This is a genomic window from Corynebacterium sp. HMSC055A01 (assembly GCF_001809405.1).
Lineage (GTDB): Bacteria > Actinomycetota > Actinomycetes > Mycobacteriales > Mycobacteriaceae > Corynebacterium > Corynebacterium hesseae.
This window is the reverse complement of record NZ_KV797581.1, coordinates 1-13,621: the sequence shown is the minus strand read 5'-3', so window position 1 is coordinate 13,621 and position 13,621 is coordinate 1. Positions and strand designations below refer to the sequence as shown.

The window sequence follows — 13,621 nt, the reverse complement described above, 5'->3', positions numbered from 1 at the left end:
GGCTACCTTTAGGCCATGGATTCCACGCTCTACGACGACACCCTCGCACTGCTTCAGCAGCTCATTCGCAATGCCTGCGTCAATGACCTCACTCCGGATTCCGGCCACGAGGTCCGCAATGCCGACACGTTGGAGCGGTTTTTCGCAGGCACCCCGGTGGAGATTCAACGCTATGAATCGCACCCGGGCCGCGTCACCATCGTGGTGACCGTTCCGGGTGACCCGGACAAGGAGCCGCTCACGCTCATGGGCCACACCGACGTCGTGCCCGTCGACGAGCCCAAGTGGACCAAGCCACCTTTCGACGCCGTCATCGAAGATGGCAAGCTCTACGGCCGCGGCGCGGTGGACATGCTCTTTATTACGGCGACGATGGCGGCGGTGACTCGCGATGTCGCTCAGCGCGGCAACCCCGGCGGCACCCTGGCCTTTGTCGGCATGGCCGACGAGGAGGCCCGCGGCGGCTTGGGCTCCATCTGGATGGATAAGCACCACCCGGAGGCCTACTCGGTGCGCAACTGCCTCTCGGAAACCGGCGGCAGCCACCTGCCCGGCGCGCTCGGCTTCAACGTCGGTGAGAAGGGCGCGGGCCAGCGCCGTCTGCACGTGCACGGCGATGCCGGCCATGGCTCCACGCCGTTTGGGAAGGACTTTGCCATCGTCAAAATCGGTGAGGTTGCTCGCCGCATCGCCGCCGCCGAGCCACCCGTGGCCACGGATGAGGTGTGGCAGGGATTCGTCAAGACCTTCCGCTTCGACCCCGCAACGGAGGCAGCGCTTCTCGACGGCTCCGCTACCGCGGCCGACTATGAAAAGTTCGGTAGTTTGTCCGCCTACGCTCACGCCTTCTCGCACACGACAATTGCCCAAACTGTCCTGCGCGCGGGTGGCGCCATCAACGTGCTGCCTTCCCACGCCTACCTGGAGATGGATATCCGCCCCTTCCCTGGCCAGACCCAGGAGGAGCTCGACGAGTTCCTGCGTGAGGCCCTCGGCGATATGGCCGACGAAGTAGAGATCGAGCACCTTATTACGGAGGACGCCACACAGTCCTCCACCGATACTGAACTGTGGCGCTGCATCGAGGAGACCGCCCACGAATTTTTTCCGGATAAGGAGGTGCTGCCGGTGCTGGCGACGGGTGGTTCCGACCTGCGCGTGGCGCGTCGCCGCGGCGGCAACGCCTATGGCTTCGCGCTGCATGCGGAGGATCGGGATATGGCCAGCGCAAACTCGCAGCTGCACAGCCACGACGAACACCTCTACCTGGAAGACTTGGATTTGACTGTGAAGGCGTATTTTTCGCTGGTAAATCGTTTCTTAGGAAGCGAGCACTAACGCAAACGTGTAAAAGCTGTGGCACAATGTGGCGCATGAGAAATAAGCTTGTCCTCTGCTCCGTTGCTGCTGCCATCGGCCTGTCCGCCCCTACCGCATCCGCCGACATGGTGGATGACTACCTGGCCAAGGTCCCTGCCGGCCAGATTTCCTGTGAGCAGGCCACCAAGTACTACACCAATCCGTCTGACTACAACAGCAAGAAGTCCCAGGCGCTGGCTGCTGCCAACTTCCACCCGCGTGGTCCCGAGATCCGCGACGCCGTCGCCCGCGCCGACGAGGCCATCGCTCGCTGCGGCCTGAACGGTGGCGGCGGCAACACTGCTCCTGCTCAGAACACTGCACCAGCTAACAACACTGTCCCTGCCAACAACGGTGGTGGTGCCCCGGCAAATAACGGCAATAACGCCCCATCGAACAACGCTTTTCCGACCTTCCCGGTGACCATCGGCAACTTCACCTTCAACGTCCCGGACATTCTGGCGTACCTCAAGACCCTCGTCGAGGGCACCCCGCTGGCCCAGCTTTTGCCGTAGAAGACTAGCGGAAATACGTCCCCGCGTGCAGCGCACAGCCTGTATTGAAGGCATGCCCGCACGCGGGGCATTTATATGCTGAGTATTCGGCATAGGTCATTGTTCGGCCGCAGGCCCCGCACATGACGCAGAGCTGGTCTTTCGGCATGGGTCCGAATTCATGGTCGGTCAGCTCCGCGTGGCAGAGCGAACACGCGAACCATCCGCCGCAGGTGTGGCACTTGTTCGCAATGACGTCGACAAGCGTGTGCCAGTGACGGCACCGGCCGTCCGCATCGATGGCACCCTGGATGTGTGTCACTAACGCGTGAGCCCCCACAGAATCTGATCGTGCACGCGCGGGTCATGGGGTAGATTTCCATGTTCGACTGGGGCGGATTCCACATTGACCACGTCCGCGCCCGGAACAGCGCTCAGCTCCGAGGTCTGGTTCGGCGTCACGGTATTATCCGCCGGCGAATAGATGGACGTGTAAGTAACGCCGGGCGCGGTATCCGGAAGCTGGTTGAGATTCTCCATAAAATCCGAGCCCTCCAACTGCTCGATGCCAGCGCTGGTGCCGAGGAAATCAACCACATCGGGCGCGATCTTTGCGGCCGTCTTGAGGGGCGTTGCCCGCCCGCCCCACGTCGTCCCGTGGAAGTTCGCACCGATGGTGACCACGCGGTTCACTTCATCCGCTGAGCCGTAGAGTTGTGTGAAGGTCTTGGTGTGCAGGCCGCCCTGGGAGAAACCGACGAGGTTTACTTTGTTTGCTCCGGTGACCTCACGGATGTGTTCAATATGCCCGGCGATCTCGCGCCCGGAAGAATCTAGATCCGCAATCCCCTTCATGTAGTCGTAGGCGTTCTGGTACGCAATGTCCTCGGCGCCATAGTCGAAGGCCCACACGCACATCCCTTGGTCCTTGAGCTTCGGGATGAGATCGTTCCACTCGGCCGAGTTTGCCGAAGTACCGTGCAATAAAACAACGGGTTCAGTGACGGAACCCGTGGGCTTACAGTCAGGATCATTGATGCCGAGATCCTGCGCGGCGGAGGTCTCCATGGTCTGGGCATGAGCCGGAACGGGGGCGGCAGTGCCGAGGAGGATTGCAAGGAAAGCGCGCTGTAAAAAGCCGTTTTTCATGAGGCACCAGCTTATCCGCCGAGCCTGGCCAGCTACTGTGTGATTCCTGTGCGCAACTAGGGTACCCGTCACTACCATAGAGGTAGATAAACAAAGGACCTGAAATGAAGCGACTTCTCTGTATTGCCTCTGCGCTCTTTGTGCTCGGCGGCTGTTCCTCTCTCGACGTTGAATCCACCCCTGCGAGTGAGACGTCGTCAAGCACCAGCGTTACTGAAGACGCCCCACACCCCACCCTTCCCACTGCCGAGGAAAGCGCCGAAGATATCGGCGTGGATCAACCGCAAGAAGAAGTCATCGGCTTCACCGAGGCGCCCGGTGCGGCGCAACCTACTCCGATGGAGAAAGCCATCGAGTCCTGCGGTGATGTCTCGCTACACGAAACCGGAACGACATTCTTCAGCGATGGAACCTCTGGCTGGACACAGCAGTGTGCCGACGAAATGATGGCCGCAAATCCCCCAGTGCAAGAAGCTGCCGCTGTGTATGAAGCACCCGCCGTTGAAGAGAACTACGTTCACCCCGGCGCGTATTGCAACGGCGGAAGCGGGGTATCAAAGAGAGGTGTCCCGATGACGTGCGCCCCGGCATCGGACGGCAGGATGCGCTGGCAGAGCGCGTAACCTCATTCCGGCAGTTGCGGGCCTTTACCCCTCTTCCACAACGCAAAGGCGATGCCTCTGCGGATCAGTGCTGAAAGCCCTACGGGCAGGCAGCACAGGAGGGGCAAAGCAATGAGCATCTGGCCGATCCAGCCGAAGAGACCAAGCACTCCAATAACGACGAAAACGGCATCTAGCCGGAAATCTGTAATGTCCTTCCGCTGCATGGGCAGGGAAATAAGGTAGGCAATTCCCAGAAACACGAGTGCGGGAAGAACCACAAAGACCGCAAGGAAGCCGCTCTCAGCATCAGTTCCTTGCGTATCAACGAAAAAGACGGCCACCAGCAGCCCAACAAATGCGAACTCCACAAATGGTAACCGCAGCACAGGGAAATCTATAAGCCGCGGTGGCTGGGCGGAAGCGGGGCCGAACATACCGACAGTCTAGGCAAAACCCTTTCCCCGTCGTCTTTACCGAAGTAGTTAAGCCTTACGGAGCGTGAACTCTACGACGTCGACCTCATCATCCTCAGCTAATCCGGGATAGTGAGTATCGAGCGCTTCGTGGAGCTCAGCAAGAGAACCAAAGCCATCTCTTCGGGCTTGTTCCTCCGTCAAGGACCTCCGCTGGGTAGAGACGACAGAAGTGACTTCTGCGGGAATGGTGACAACCTCTCCGGATTCTTTCTCGAAGACAATCTGGGCGCTTCCTTCGTGGAAGGGGTCATCCACCCGAATGGTTTGTTGCTTTTCTCCGCTTCGAATTGATTCCTCGTAGCCTTCCCACATATAGATGCGTTGCTCTTTGTCCATGTCACGCCAGTTATATGCGAACGGTAAGAGCTCTTCCACGGTGAGTGCTTCAAGTCCATTGCTTCTGCGCACGATGCACCGGATAGACGGATCAGTATCAAATAGCACTTGGCGGCATTTTCCACAGGGCGAAAGCACCTGGCCAGTCGGACCGTGGACGGCGACTACCGCCCGGATGGGATCCTCGGGATGACTAGCAGCGTGGTTAGCTAAGGCCGAGATTTCACCACAGGGGCCACCGAGAAAATGGTATGCGTTCAAACCGAGCACGTGTTTGCCGGATTCAGTCAGGAGGGCTGCGGCTACGGTGTGATCTTCCCCGTCGTGGAAGCGCTGCGCATGGGTCGTGGCTACGGTCAGTAATTCTCGGAGTTCATTAGTAATCATCCTTCAAAGGTAGCTGTTACTGCCACAACTCCTAAGCCCAAGGGATCACAAATCTGTCACTGTCATTCACGGTAAATAAGGGCGAAAAACTTCGAACTTCTGGCCGCTATAATTCCCCGAAGATATCAATAACCCCGGCGATTTACTCCTACTTTCGTAGTGCAGGGATCGTTCCGGGGTTTTCAAAGCGCACATTATCATATCCATATGGAAATCCAAGCCCAGCCCAAGTACAGCTGTCCCAGTGGTTTTCATCTGCGCGAATGAGCAGGTACACCGATCATCCATCACCAGAAACGCTCTACCTTTGGAATACTCACCTCACGAAGACCTATCTCGCAGACATCGAACACCTCGAAGTACTCCTCCGAAATAGCATTCACAATGCCCTAACCGGAAGGTACGGCGAGCGATGGTTTGACGACGATCGAATCCCTTTCAACGATGCAGCGAAGAAGAATATCCGCAAAGCGAAGAAACGGGCCGGGAAGGAAGGCGCACCACCAGGAAAAATCATCGCTGAACTCAGCTTCGACTTTTGGCGCTTCCTCCTAAGCAGTCACTATCAGGCGAGCGTCTGGCCTCAGGTTAAGAAGGCGTTGAAGAAAACCCCTGGCAGCAGACAGCAGTTTGAAGATCTTGACTCCGTTGATAACGCCATCCAAATGGTGGCAAGCTTTATTGATCCTCATGCCGAAGCATGGATCAAGGACAATTCCCGAGTCCCCGATATACGGGCACAACGACCTTAGCTGTATACCGCAGGACAAAGCGGAAAAGAGCCGGGTTACTCGTAGCGAAGCGAGCTGAACATCCCGGTTTCCATGTGATAGGCGTTATGGCAGTGAAATGCCCACTCACCGGGGTTGTCAGAGATCAGGTCGGCGATCATGGTTTCACCGTGGCGGAGAAGGACGGTGTCCTTGCGTAGCCCGCCGCTGCCGGGCAGCGCCCACGTGTGACCGTGGATGTGCATGGGGTGGGGCATCATGGTCCTGTTGCGCATGACCATCCGCAGGCGCTGGCCCGCCTGCACGATCGCGGAGGAGGATTGGCCGTCGGTGAGAATGCTCCATTCATACGGCATCATCTGCCCGCCCAGGTCGATGCTGACTTCTCGGTCTGGTGTGTCCTCGGGCAGGAGTGCACGGTCTGCTGGCTTCAGGGAGGACAGAAGCAGTCCGGTGGACGACAACTCGGGGAAGTCGACATCGGGGTGAGGGGCCTGGCCGCCGGCGGTGCGGATGACGGCGAAGGCGCGGTCGTCTTTACCCACCGCCAAAGCCGTGAGCGGGAAGATGCCGTCGCCGAGGATGACCTCGACGTCGACACGCTCGCCCATCGACAGGTAGATCGATTCGGTCTCCCGGGGCTGGACGGGGAAGCCGTCGGTGTGGGTGACGGTCATGCGGTGACCACCGAGGGCCACCTTGAAGATGGTGTCACCGCCGGAGTTGATAAACCGCAGGCGGGCCTTGTCACCCGGGCGAGCCTCGAAGGTCCGGTGAGCACGGGGGATACGTCCGTTGATGAGGTAGTGCGGATACATCACATCGCCGGCATCCCCGCCCAGTACCCGGTCCGGGGTGCCGTGCATCATATGGCCGTGGCCTCCCATCCCCTTCTTCCCGTTATGGTCGCCCGAGCCCATTCCGGTGAGCTTGTCGAGCTCATCGTCGGGAGTGCCCTGAATGCCATCGACCCAGTCGTCGAGCACGATGGTCCACTCGACGTCCTGGTCCTCAGCGTCTTGCGGGTCACGGACGATCAGTGGGGCGTGGAGGCCGCGATCAAGCTGCAGGCCGGAGTGGGAATGGTAGAAGTAGGTGCCACCGTGGGGGACTTCAAAAACATAGGAGAAAGACTCGCCAGGTTCAATGGGGTCCTGGGTCATGCCGGGCACACCGTCGGCTGCGTTGTGGAGTGCGATGCCATGCCAGTGGATGGAGGTGCTCTCAGGCAGTTCATTGGTGATATCGACCTGGAGGACGTCGCCGACGGTGGCCTCAATGGCCGTATCCCCGGTGTCAGAGACGTATCCCCACGTCTTGGCTTCGATACCGCCGATATCCAGAGAGAGGGGCCGGGCGGTCAGTGTCCGGCGCACCGTCGGCTCGCCGAGCGCAGTGGGGGTGGGAGTGGGGCGAAGAGAGGAACCTGGTGCCGAGGCAGCGGGTCCAGGGTCGCTGGTGCAGGCGGCCACGGCCCCGGTGCCGGCGAGGACGAGCCCGCCGAGCAGAAACTGTCGTCGGGGAAACGCGTTCATCATGATTTAACCTTCCTTGGTGCTAGATTTCAGTGACACGGGAGACAGGTGCAGGTGAGGACCCTGCTGAGCCATCACGTCAGGCGCAGGTCTGTGACGCAGGTGGCACCGTCGTCGGCGGTGGAAAACTCCGTGGTGCCGGTACGCCCCTGGTAGCTGACCTCAATCAGGCCGGTGGCATCATCGGGAAGCCAGAAGCCAATAAACCCGTTGTCGAAGGTGGTTGTCGCCTCGTCCACCAGCACCTCACCGGTCGCCTCATCGGTGATCGTGACCTGGATATCCTCATTGTCGAGTTCCCCCAGGCAGGTCGTGAGGCTGTGGTAGAAGCAGTCGTGGGTGGAGGTGAGATAGGGTGCGATCGAGACATACGTCTGATTGTCGGGAAGATCGACCACGACTTCCTGGTCATCGCTCGAGAGCAGCAGTTCATCGGCACGCACTGAGGCGATCAGATCCGTGGGACGCTCCGTGACCTTCTGCCGGTCGAGGTGATCAATGATCTCCACCGCGTCCATGCCGGCCAGGCCATGGGTAGTCAGGAATGTATCCTGGGACACCGTCCCGTCGGCGGTGGGTTCCGGGTCGGCGGCCGAACACCCCGTGAGGGCGAGGGCAAGGGCGGCGGCTGCGATCGCTGCTCGTTTCACGTCAATCTCCTTGGATCGTGGTAAGACCGTGAGAAGACACCGCCTCAAGGTCGATGCCATACCTTTATCTAGCACGGGTGCCTGACGGACTAGAAATCAAAACCCCTGCTCACAGCCTTATAACAGGGCGAAAAGGGGGCGAATTCGGTGGGCTGGGTCACCACCGGGACACCACCCCACAGCCGTGGGCGATGTCCTTCTACCCGCCCCGGGTATGCGGTGCAGGCAGTGAAATCCCTGGTGGCGCCTGCTGAACCGACCAGGGGAGGCGATGCCGCCGGCCCGGGGTGGGGCGCAGGGGTGACGGCGGTCGAAGGGTGATGTTTGAAGATTTGATGAAGATTTCCCCGTTGGGCACTGAGCGAGGGTGATATTCCCCCTGGCCGGAGCGATACTGGGGTCCATGGCTAACCGCACACCGACCACCGCCACGCCCCCGGGGCGGGTGCTGGTCGTCGATGATGAACAACCCCTGGCTCAGATGGTGGCCTCCTACCTCATCCGGGCCGGCTTCGATACCCGCCAGGCGCACACCGGCACTCAGGCCGTGGACGAGACCCGTCGCTTTTCCCCCGATGTTGTGGTGCTGGATCTGGGGCTGCCCGAACTCGACGGCCTGGAGGTGTGCCGACGGATCCGCACCTTCTCGGACTGCTACATCCTCATGCTCACCGCGCGTGGCAGCGAGGACGACAAGATCAGCGGTTTGACCCTGGGGGCGGATGACTACATCACCAAACCTTTTAGCATCCGGGAACTGGTGACCCGGGTGCATGCGGTGCTACGCCGCCCGCGCACCAGCACCACCCCACCGCAGGTGACCACCCCCTTGATCGTTGGTGACCTCATCCTTGACCCCATCGCCCATCAGGTGCGGGTAGGGGAGACGACCGTGGAGCTCACCCGGACGGAGTTCGAGCTGCTGGTTGCCCTGGCCCTGCGCCCCGGCCAGGTGCTGACCCGCCACGACCTGGTCACCGAGGTCTGGGACACCACCTGGGTCGGTGATGAACGCATCGTCGATGTCCACATCGGCAACTTGCGTCGCAAGCTCGGCACCGACACCCGGGGCCGGGGGTTTATCGACACCGTGCGTGGCGTGGGCTACCGGGTGGGGCAACCATGAATCACGGACCCGGCCTGACCTTCCGCTTCCTGGCCGCCCAGGTGTTGGTCGTGGTGATTAGCCTACTGGTGGCCGCGGCCGTGGCCACGATGGTGGGTCCGACCCTGTTCCATGATCATATGTTGATGACCGGCCAGGAGGACCCCTCGCTGGAGCTGTTCCATGCCGAGCAGGCCTACCGGGGCGCCAACCTGATCACCCTGGCCGTCGCCCTGCCCACCGCCTTGATCAGCGCCCTGCTGGCCAGCCTGTGGTTATCGCGTCGTCTGCGCACCCCCCTGCAGGATCTCACCCGCGCCGCTACCAGCCTGACGGCCGGCAACTCCCGTATCCGCGTGCCCGCCGGAAAAGCAGGCCCCGAGGTCACCACCCTGGCGCATGCCTTCAACACCATGGCCGACCGGCTGGAACACACCGAACAGGTCCGCCGCCAGATGCTCTCTGATCTGGCCCACGAAATGGGCACCCCCTTATCGGTGCTCACGGTCTACCTCGATGGTCTCCAGGACGGGGTCGTGGACTGGAATAATGCCACCCACACGATCATGGCTGACCAACTCACCCGCCTGACCCGGTTGATGGAAGACATTGACGATGTCTCCCGGGCCCAGGAACACCGGATCGATTTGGACCTGGCGGAGGAAGGGCTCGGGGATCTGCTCCACACCGCCGCTGCTGCCGCGGGGGAAGCTTATGCTGACAAAGGCGTCGATTTACAGGTCGAGACCATTACGGACACCGCCCGGGTGCTCGTGGACCGGCAACGCTTCGGCCAGGTGATGAGCAATCTCCTGTCGAACGCGCTACGGCACACCCCGGCCGGCGGGCAGGTCCGGATCAGCGTCCACCGACAGGGGGCGTCCACCGCGCTCATCCACGTCGCCGATGACGGCGAGGGCATCCCACCTGACCAGCTCGGACACATCTTCGAACGCTTCTACCGGGGGGATGCCGCCCGCACCCGGGACAACGGCGGGGCCGGTATCGGTCTGACCATCTCCAAGGCATTGATCGAGGCCCACGGCGGCACTCTCACCGCCACCTCCCCCGGCCCCGGTCGCGGAGCGGTCTTTGCCCTCCGCCTCCCGCTGTCCCCTCCCGACAGTGAGGAGGCTGCTCGGTGACCACACCCTGCCCCGCGTGAGGGCCGCGACCTCGACCCATTGAAAATATACCCCCCTGGGGTATGCTGAAAATATACCCCCGGGGGGTATATGCTAGAGAGCGGCATCGCCGCACCCCACCGAACCGAAGGAGCTTTCCCATGATCACCTCCCCGCCCCGCCTCTTGCCGATGGCCTCCCACGGCTGCAGCTGTTGCGGACCTGCCTCACGTGCCGACACCGCCTCCATCCCTGCCGCCAGCGACTCGTCAGCAGGAGGGTCCTCCCCTAGCTACCAGGTCACCGGCCTGACCTGCGGGCACTGCGCGAAAAGCGTGACCCAGGCCCTTCAGGCCCTCCCCCAGGTCGACGACGTCCAGATTGATCTCGCTGCTGGTGGTGTTTCCACCGTCACGGTCACCGGTCTCGTACCTCCGGAGATGGTTCGCCGGGCCATCGAGGAGGCCGGCTACACCGTCTTATCCTGATCAGTTTTACTCATCATCTCGACCCCGACCGGGTTGAGCGAAAGGAACGTCATGAGCACTCCCCACCATTCGGGTGATCACCATGGTGATCACCCCGCTCCGGAAACAGACCACACCCACCACCCGGATCATGCCAGCCACGAACACCACGCAGATGCCGACACCCACGGCCAGGCGATGCCCCACGATCACCCGCACTCCGCCCTGGACGAAGACCACCACGTTCATAGTCACGGCGAACACGCCGGACACAGCACCGCAATGTTTCGGGACCGCTTCTGGTGGTCGCTGATTCTGTCCATTCCCGTCGCTATTTTCAGTCCCATGGTCGCCCACCTGCTCGGCTACCACCTCCCGGCATTCCCCGGATCCACCTGGATCCCCCCGGTGCTAGGCACGATCATCTTCGGCTACGGCGGAACGCCTTTCCTCAAGGGCGGATGGAAAGAACTGAAATCCCGCCAACCCGGGATGATGCTCCTGATCGCCATGGCCATCACCGTGGCGTTTGTCGCCTCCTGGGTCACCACTCTGGGGCTGGGCGGTTTTGACCTGGACTTCTGGTGGGAGCTGGCCCTGCTGGTGACCATCATGCTGCTGGGCCACTGGCTGGAGATGCGCGCTCTCGGGTCCGCGTCCTCCGCGCTTGACGCGCTGGCTGCCCTGCTGCCGGATGAGGCCGAGAAAATCGTCGACGGGACCACCCGCACCGTGGCCATCTCCGAGCTGGTCGTCGACGACGTCGTGCTGGTGAGGGCCGGTGCCCGGGTGCCGGCCGACGGAACCATCCTCGACGGAGCCGCCGAATTCGATGAGGCGATGATCACCGGCGAATCCCGTCCCGTCTTCCGCGACACCGGTGACAAGGTGGTCGCCGGTACCGTGGCCACCGACAACACCGTCCGCATCCGGGTGGAGGCTACCGGCGGGGACACCGCCCTGGCCGGGATCCAACGCATGGTTGCCGACGCCCAGGAGTCCTCCTCCCGGGCCCAGGCCCTGGCGGATCGGGCGGCGGCGTTATTGTTCTGGTTCGCGCTGATCTCCGCTCTGATCACCGCGGTGGTGTGGACCATCATCGGCAGCCCGGACGATGTCGTGGTGCGCACGGTCACGGTGCTGGTCATCGCCTGCCCACATGCCCTGGGCCTGGCGATTCCGCTGGTCATTGCGATCTCCAGCGAGCGGGCCGCGAAATCCGGGGTGCTCATCAAGGACCGGATGGCGCTCGAGCGGATGCGCACCATCGACGTGGTGCTCTTCGACAAAACCGGCACCCTGACCGAGGGTGCGCACGCGGTCACCGGTATCGCGACAGCTGTCGGCGTCACCGAGGGCGAGCTGCTGGCCCTAGCCGCCGCCGCGGAGGCCGACAGCGAGCACCCCGTGGCCCGCGCCATCGTGGCGGCCGCGGCCGCCCATCCCGAGGCCTCCGGTCGGCAAATCCGTGCAACTGGTTTCAACGCCGCCTCCGGCCGGGGGGTCCGGGCCACTGTCGATGGCGCTGAGATCCTCGTGGGCGGGCCGAACATGCTGCGCGAGTTCAACCTCACCACCCCGGCCGAGCTCACCGACACCACCAGCGCCTGGACCGGGCGTGGGGCCGGTGTGCTCCATATTGTCCGCGATGGTCAGATCATCGGTGCGGTAGCCGTCGAGGACAAGATCCGCCCCGAATCCCGCGCCGCCGTGAAAGCCCTGCAGGACCGCGGGGTGAAGGTCGCGATAATCACCGGCGACGCCCAGCAGGTGGCCCACGCCGTCGGTCAGGACCTAGGCATTGATGAGGTCTTCGCCGAGGTCCTGCCCCAGGACAAAGACACCAAGGTCACGCAGCTGCAGGACCGGGGTTTGAGCGTGGCCATGGTCGGTGACGGTGTCAATGACGCCCCCGCTCTGACCCGCGCGGAAGTCGGTATCGCCATCGGTGCCGGCACGGATGTGGCCATGGAATCTGCCGGGGTGGTCCTAGCCAGTGATGACCCGCGGGCAGTGCTGTCGATGATTGAGCTGTCCCAGGCCAGCTATCGCAAGATGATCCAGAACCTGATCTGGGCCTCTGGCTACAACATCCTCGCCGTGCCGTTGGCCGCCGGAGTGCTCGCCTCGATCGGGTTCGTGCTGTCCCCGGCCGTGGGCGCGATCTTGATGTCTGCCTCGACCATCGTGGTGGCCCTGAACGCCCAGCTGTTGCGCCGCATTGATCTGGATCCGGCTCACCTGGCTCCGACCGACGGGAAGGAGGAACACAGTGGGTCGATATCCCCCGTAACCGTTACTGACTGACCTTGTCTCTCGACCCCTAACTCACACCACCTTTGAAAGGAACGCTCATGAAACGCAGCATTACCCTCGCCGCCTTGGTACTGACCTCCACCCTGGCGCTGACCGCCTGCAGCGACGCCACCGACAACTCCGACGATGCCGACACCACCAGCACCACGACGGCAACCGCAGAGACCAACGAGACCCACCAGGAAGACACCACCACTGCCGACGAAGAGCACGGCGGGCACGACCACCCTGCCGACGGCGGGGCACCGCCGGCAGGCATTGAAGAGGCCGAGGATCCCACGTACCCGGTGGGCACTGAGGTCATCCTCACCGCTGACCACATGCCCGGCATGGACGGGGCTACAGCCACCATTTCCGGGGCGTTTGACACCACGACCTATTCGGTCAGCTACACCCCCACCGAGGGTGGGGCCCCGGTTACCGACCACCGCTGGGTCGTCCATGAGGAGCTCGTCGATCCGGGTCAGGCCCCCCTGCCCGACGGGGCGAGCGTTGTCCTGGATGCCGAGCACATGTCCGGCATGAAGGGTGCTGAGGCCACCATCGATTACTCCACCGAGGAGACGGTCTACATGGTTGATCTCACCGTCGACGGGATGACGATGACCAACCACAAGTGGGTCACCGAGAGCGAGATCCAACCCGCCGAATAGTCCACCCACCCTGAACCGCGAGACCAGACAAGGCACCCGCTCCAGAGTCGGTCATCAATCGCTGCCGACCATGCCGAAGCAAACCAGCCACACACGGAACCTGCACGCCCACAGGGCCCACGCTGAGGTAGGCCTTCTGTGTCACTGCTTCTCTTAGTCAGGGAAATATGCCCTGGAATGACCCTGGTGACAGGAGTTCATTCCAGGGCTTTGGGGGCTCTTCCGGTTTCGGGG

At 62.2% G+C, this 13,621-nt stretch carries 15 protein-coding genes; 9 read left to right on the top strand and 6 right to left on the bottom strand.

The features are described from left to right. Positions 1-15 precede the first annotated feature (15 nt). Together HMPREF2604_RS06290 and HMPREF2604_RS06285 are read left to right on the top strand one after the other, a co-directional pair. The gene (locus HMPREF2604_RS06290; protein ID WP_070520381.1) at positions 16-1,338 is read left to right on the top strand and encodes a M20/M25/M40 family metallo-hydrolase; all 1,323 of its coding nucleotides are present in this window, start codon (positions 16-18) and stop codon (positions 1,336-1,338) included. Positions 1,339-1,373: 35 nt separating this feature from the next. Then, complete coding sequence (locus HMPREF2604_RS06285) at positions 1,374-1,874, top strand: hypothetical protein (RefSeq protein WP_369821999.1); 501 nt, start codon at positions 1,374-1,376, stop codon at positions 1,872-1,874. Positions 1,875-1,878: 4 nt separating this feature from the next. Here HMPREF2604_RS06285 and HMPREF2604_RS13620 read toward each other — a convergent pair whose 3' ends face one another. Further along, the gene (locus tag HMPREF2604_RS13620; protein ID WP_083299197.1) at positions 1,879-2,175 is read right to left on the bottom strand and encodes a CHY zinc finger protein; all 297 of its coding nucleotides are present in this window, start codon (positions 2,173-2,175) and stop codon (positions 1,879-1,881) included. Beyond that, complete coding sequence (locus HMPREF2604_RS06280; protein WP_070533500.1) at positions 2,175-3,002, bottom strand: esterase/lipase family protein; 828 nt, start codon at positions 3,000-3,002, stop codon at positions 2,175-2,177. The genes HMPREF2604_RS13620 and HMPREF2604_RS06280 overlap by 1 nt, the downstream gene beginning before the upstream one ends. Before the next feature lie 104 nt (positions 3,003-3,106). Between HMPREF2604_RS06280 and HMPREF2604_RS06275 the strand changes: the two genes are divergently transcribed. After that, positions 3,107-3,625: a hypothetical protein gene (locus tag HMPREF2604_RS06275; protein WP_070533502.1), complete on the top strand. Its 519-nt coding sequence runs from the start codon at positions 3,107-3,109 to the stop codon at positions 3,623-3,625. Positions 3,626-3,627: 2 nt separating this feature from the next. On the opposite strand, the gene HMPREF2604_RS06270 is transcribed toward HMPREF2604_RS06275, so the two are convergent. Together HMPREF2604_RS06270 and HMPREF2604_RS06265 are read right to left on the bottom strand one after the other, a co-directional pair. Beyond that, entirely contained in the window at positions 3,628-4,041 is a 414-nt protein-coding gene (locus HMPREF2604_RS06270) for a hypothetical protein (protein ID WP_070533503.1), read from the bottom strand. 48 nt (positions 4,042-4,089) lie between these two features. Next, complete coding sequence (locus tag HMPREF2604_RS06265) at positions 4,090-4,806, bottom strand: ASCH domain-containing protein (protein WP_070533505.1); 717 nt, start codon at positions 4,804-4,806, stop codon at positions 4,090-4,092. A 263-nt stretch (positions 4,807-5,069) separates the two neighbouring features. Between HMPREF2604_RS06265 and HMPREF2604_RS06260 the strand changes: the two genes are divergently transcribed. Further along, entirely contained in the window at positions 5,070-5,558 is a 489-nt protein-coding gene (locus tag HMPREF2604_RS06260; RefSeq protein WP_070533507.1) for a hypothetical protein, read from the top strand. 35 nt (positions 5,559-5,593) lie between these two features. Here HMPREF2604_RS06260 and HMPREF2604_RS06255 read toward each other — a convergent pair whose 3' ends face one another. Both HMPREF2604_RS06255 and HMPREF2604_RS06250 read right to left on the bottom strand, forming a co-directional pair. Next, positions 5,594-7,075 (bottom strand): multicopper oxidase family protein, encoded by a 1,482-nt coding sequence (locus HMPREF2604_RS06255; RefSeq protein WP_070520396.1) that lies wholly within the window; start codon positions 7,073-7,075, stop codon positions 5,594-5,596. A 71-nt stretch (positions 7,076-7,146) separates the two neighbouring features. After that, positions 7,147-7,722 (bottom strand): CueP family metal-binding protein, encoded by a 576-nt coding sequence (locus tag HMPREF2604_RS06250; protein ID WP_070520399.1) that lies wholly within the window; start codon positions 7,720-7,722, stop codon positions 7,147-7,149. Positions 7,723-8,125: 403 nt separating this feature from the next. On the opposite strand from HMPREF2604_RS06250, the gene HMPREF2604_RS06245 reads away from it, so the two are divergent. The 5 genes from HMPREF2604_RS06245 (at position 8,126) to HMPREF2604_RS06225 (ending at position 13,387) form a co-directional block, all read left to right on the top strand. Continuing rightward, positions 8,126-8,848: a response regulator transcription factor gene (locus HMPREF2604_RS06245; protein WP_118781224.1), complete on the top strand. Its 723-nt coding sequence runs from the start codon at positions 8,126-8,128 to the stop codon at positions 8,846-8,848. After that, the gene (locus HMPREF2604_RS06240) at positions 8,845-9,972 is read left to right on the top strand and encodes a sensor histidine kinase (protein ID WP_070520402.1); all 1,128 of its coding nucleotides are present in this window, start codon (positions 8,845-8,847) and stop codon (positions 9,970-9,972) included. The genes HMPREF2604_RS06245 and HMPREF2604_RS06240 overlap by 4 nt, the downstream gene beginning before the upstream one ends. Before the next feature lie 140 nt (positions 9,973-10,112). Next, positions 10,113-10,439 carry a heavy-metal-associated domain-containing protein gene (locus HMPREF2604_RS06235; protein ID WP_070520404.1) on the top strand — a complete coding sequence of 109 codons (327 nt, stop codon included), beginning with the start codon at positions 10,113-10,115 and terminating at the stop codon, positions 10,437-10,439. A 51-nt stretch (positions 10,440-10,490) separates the two neighbouring features. Next, a complete protein-coding gene (locus HMPREF2604_RS06230) occupies positions 10,491-12,725 on the top strand; it encodes a copper-translocating P-type ATPase (RefSeq protein WP_070520407.1) in 2,235 nt (744 codons plus the stop codon). Between the two features lie 47 nt (positions 12,726-12,772). Next, complete coding sequence (locus tag HMPREF2604_RS06225; protein ID WP_049151221.1) at positions 12,773-13,387, top strand: YdhK family protein; 615 nt, start codon at positions 12,773-12,775, stop codon at positions 13,385-13,387. Positions 13,388-13,621 lie beyond the last annotated feature (234 nt).

What these genes read in the sequence shown, in the direction of transcription:
- HMPREF2604_RS06275 (WP_070533502.1), top strand. Translation starts at nt 3,107, where the DNA reads ATGAAGCGACTTCTCTGTATTGCCTCTGCGCTCTTTGTGCTCGGCGGC.
- HMPREF2604_RS06240 (WP_070520402.1), top strand. Translation starts at nt 8,845, where the DNA reads ATGAATCACGGACCCGGCCTGACCTTCCGCTTCCTGGCCGCCCAGGTG.
- HMPREF2604_RS06265 (WP_070533505.1), bottom strand. Translation starts at nt 4,806, where the DNA reads ATGATTACTAATGAACTCCGAGAATTACTGACCGTAGCCACGACCCAT.
- HMPREF2604_RS06280 (WP_070533500.1), bottom strand. Translation starts at nt 3,002, where the DNA reads ATGAAAAACGGCTTTTTACAGCGCGCTTTCCTTGCAATCCTCCTCGGC.
- HMPREF2604_RS06285 (WP_369821999.1), top strand. Translation starts at nt 1,374, where the DNA reads ATGAGAAATAAGCTTGTCCTCTGCTCCGTTGCTGCTGCCATCGGCCTG.
- HMPREF2604_RS06235 (WP_070520404.1), top strand. Translation starts at nt 10,113, where the DNA reads ATGATCACCTCCCCGCCCCGCCTCTTGCCGATGGCCTCCCACGGCTGC.
- HMPREF2604_RS06225 (WP_049151221.1), top strand. Translation starts at nt 12,773, where the DNA reads ATGAAACGCAGCATTACCCTCGCCGCCTTGGTACTGACCTCCACCCTG.
- HMPREF2604_RS06230 (WP_070520407.1), top strand. Translation starts at nt 10,491, where the DNA reads ATGAGCACTCCCCACCATTCGGGTGATCACCATGGTGATCACCCCGCT.
- HMPREF2604_RS06270 (WP_070533503.1), bottom strand. Translation starts at nt 4,041, where the DNA reads ATGTTCGGCCCCGCTTCCGCCCAGCCACCGCGGCTTATAGATTTCCCT.
- HMPREF2604_RS06290 (WP_070520381.1), top strand. Translation starts at nt 16, where the DNA reads ATGGATTCCACGCTCTACGACGACACCCTCGCACTGCTTCAGCAGCTC.
- HMPREF2604_RS06255 (WP_070520396.1), bottom strand. Translation starts at nt 7,075, where the DNA reads ATGATGAACGCGTTTCCCCGACGACAGTTTCTGCTCGGCGGGCTCGTC.
- HMPREF2604_RS06245 (WP_118781224.1), top strand. Translation starts at nt 8,126, where the DNA reads ATGGCTAACCGCACACCGACCACCGCCACGCCCCCGGGGCGGGTGCTG.
- HMPREF2604_RS06260 (WP_070533507.1), top strand. Translation starts at nt 5,070, where the DNA reads ATGAGCAGGTACACCGATCATCCATCACCAGAAACGCTCTACCTTTGG.